The organism is Streptomyces sp. ADMS (genome assembly GCF_033441795.1).
GTDB lineage: Bacteria > Actinomycetota > Actinomycetes > Streptomycetales > Streptomycetaceae > Streptomyces.
This window is the reverse complement of record NZ_JAVFVX010000272.1, coordinates 1-2,438: the sequence shown is the minus strand read 5'-3', so window position 1 is coordinate 2,438 and position 2,438 is coordinate 1. Positions and strand designations below refer to the sequence as shown.

Sequence of the window (2,438 nt, the reverse complement as noted above, 5' to 3'; positions counted from 1 at the left end):
CTGGCGACAACCCGAGCAGAACCGATCACAACCTCAAGATCTGAGGCTGTAGTACTTGCGTTCGTCATCAGACCCCGGTTGAACCCGCGGTTTCGTTACCTTCGCCCTCTTCGCCGTCTTTCACCGCGGCCTCTTCCACCGCTTCGTCGTGAGGAATCCGAGGCGTACCGTCGGCCTTTCTCATTCGGCACTCCGCGATCGCGAGCTCGTCCTCAAGATCCGCCAGCGTCTGCTCGCCAATCAGCACAGCAACGGGACGACCATCATCGACAAGACGTACCCGGTCCCCGGAAACGGACACGCGCCGAACCAGGTCACTCAAACCAGAAGGCAGCACTGAAATCGGCAGGGTACCGCTCGAAGACAGCGGCACTTGCCCGAATGTGCAGCGATGAAACAGTAGATTGAGCACACAATCCCGGCGCGCCGACTCGTCTGAGCGATCACGTGCCAAGGCCTCCGAGACTGCGTCGCTGAGAAAATCCTCTGCACTCTTCCCTGTCGCTCTTGCCAACGTGCGGATCCGCCTTCTGTCCTCCGGAGTGAAAGGAATGCTCATGCGTAGCATTCCGTCCGGCCCGGGAAATAGAGTGCAGAGAACATCGATGGGGAGAGCCTCCTCAAGCCTGCGCCATACCTTTTTGATCGCCTGATTCACGCTCTTCGCCGATACGAGGACGACGATGCGCTTACCGTCAGATGACGAGGCCATCGGCATCCCGCCAGCTCGTTTTGCAGATTGCAGCTCAACGCCGCTGACAGTTCGAGTCAGAATGATCTCGATGGCATGCAGGGACATCAAACCTCCAGGCGAAAGAGAGATTTACGGATTCTTCTGAGCGCATCAGTGGAGAGAGATCTTGCCGTCGGGAATCCAGCCCTCTACGTAGCCGGAAACCAAAAGGACGACACCCTCTGGTGAGATCTCGCGGTGGCGATCCTTGAGCTCGCCGATCCCCCATCTGGCATGCCTTGTGGAAGTCCGCTGAATGGAGTCGGACTCCTCGGAGCTGATTCTCACAAGCAGGACGTGCGCAACCGTCGGGTGCTCGTGTTCCCAGCACTCGGAATCCTGCGTTTTGCGAACTCCGTAGACGGTTCCGTACTTGGGATTGTGGATCTGGAACCGATCGGCCAGGAATTGTGTGGCCGCGTCACGGAAATCGACCTCGGGGTCGAGCAGTACCCGGGGCACCGTCCAGCCGCTGCAGCAGGTGCCGCACAACATGAGGCGGTCCTCGTCGTCCACGAGGAGTAGGTAGGCGCAGCGGTCGAAGTGTGGCTGTGGGAGGTGTGAGTCAGGCACGGAGTAAGGCTGCACAGCTCGCTACTCAAGTAGCAACTTGAAGGCCATCCGATGGGTGAGTGGCCGACCCGTACGTGCGATGTGTGCCGGCGCCGTGCCTGATCGGGCTGCACAGGTTGCAGCGAATCAGGGCCTGCCCTGTCGAGTGCGACACGTGTCGTGAGCTGCAAGAACGCGAGAGAGGCGTTTGGGAATCGGGCTGAGGCGTTTGCGGGCGTCGCCGGGCACATGGCCTGAGCTGCGACGACGGAATTTCCCACACATCCCACGAAGGCGGGGGCTTGTGGAAAACCTTGTCGATAAGTCCAGGTGATGCATTCTCGGCAAGGATACAAACCCGCTGGTCAGGAGTGGTGCCACGTCCCGTGCGTTGTTGCTCGGGCAGACAACATGGCGTACCGAATACTGACCAAGGACAGGGTAGCGGATGCGGACGGGTGCGGGTCGAGGGGATCGGGTCTGAGGGGCCGGGTGACGGATGCAGATGCTTCTGACCTGCTAGTTCTGTCGTTGACGAGGAGCGGACCGGCAGATGCTCGGAGGGCCGGAGAGGAGGGCGGTTGACCGTTCTGTCCCCTGCGTTGGCTTGTGGGTGTGCTTGGTGTTGCGTCGAGGCGACCTGGCGTGATGGTGCCGCTGAGGGAGTGGGGCGGTGGTCGACCGAGAATGCACACGGGTCAGTGATCCGACGGGTTGCACGGCGGGCGGTGGCTCCGCTGCGGGTGACTCTGGCGGGGCGTTTGGTGGTCCTGTAGGGGTCTGAGCTGAGTAGTACTACAGCCGGTGGTCTTACGGTGAGTGAGCGCGGGCGGTTCGGGTGCGGTAGTGGCTGGTTCGGGCCCGGGTCTGGTGGCGGGTGCGCCAACGGTGCCAGTGCATGGCCAGCCAGGTCCGGGCGGTACGGGCGGGAGCGACAACGATCCGGTCGTACAGGCGGCGGATCTCGTTCACGGTCGGGGGTCGGGAGTCATCGGTGGGGCGGGTATGAGCCGGCTCCGGACGGTGACGAGGAAGGCCATGGCGAGCATGCACACGGTGGTGTGCCGGTACCACGAGCACCATTTGCGTACCTCGTGCTCGTCCAGCCCCACCTGTCCCTTGGCGACCTGGAACGACTCCTCCACCATCCAGC

The 2,438-nt window shown here is 62.0% G+C and carries 3 protein-coding genes and 1 pseudogene; all 4 read right to left on the bottom strand.

Features of this window, described 5'->3' with window-relative positions; genetic code table 11:
- Nucleotides 1–67: 67 nt before the first annotated feature.
- Nucleotides 68–799 (bottom strand): hypothetical protein, encoded by a 732-nt coding sequence (locus RB628_RS40260; protein ID WP_318325606.1) that lies wholly within the window; start codon nt 797–799, stop codon nt 68–70.
- A 45-nt stretch (nt 800–844) separates the two neighbouring features.
- Nucleotides 845–1,306: a hypothetical protein gene (locus RB628_RS40255; RefSeq protein ID WP_318325605.1), complete on the bottom strand. Its 462-nt coding sequence runs from the start codon at nt 1,304–1,306 to the stop codon at nt 845–847.
- 789 nt (nt 1,307–2,095) lie between these two features.
- Nucleotides 2,096–2,257, bottom strand: a complete 162-nt coding sequence (locus RB628_RS40250) for a hypothetical protein (protein WP_318325604.1) — start codon at nt 2,255–2,257, stop codon at nt 2,096–2,098.
- A pseudogene (locus RB628_RS40245) lies at nt 2,254–2,438 on the bottom strand (IS701 family transposase); the annotation flags it as partial. The pseudogene RB628_RS40245 and the gene RB628_RS40250, both read right to left, overlap by 4 nt.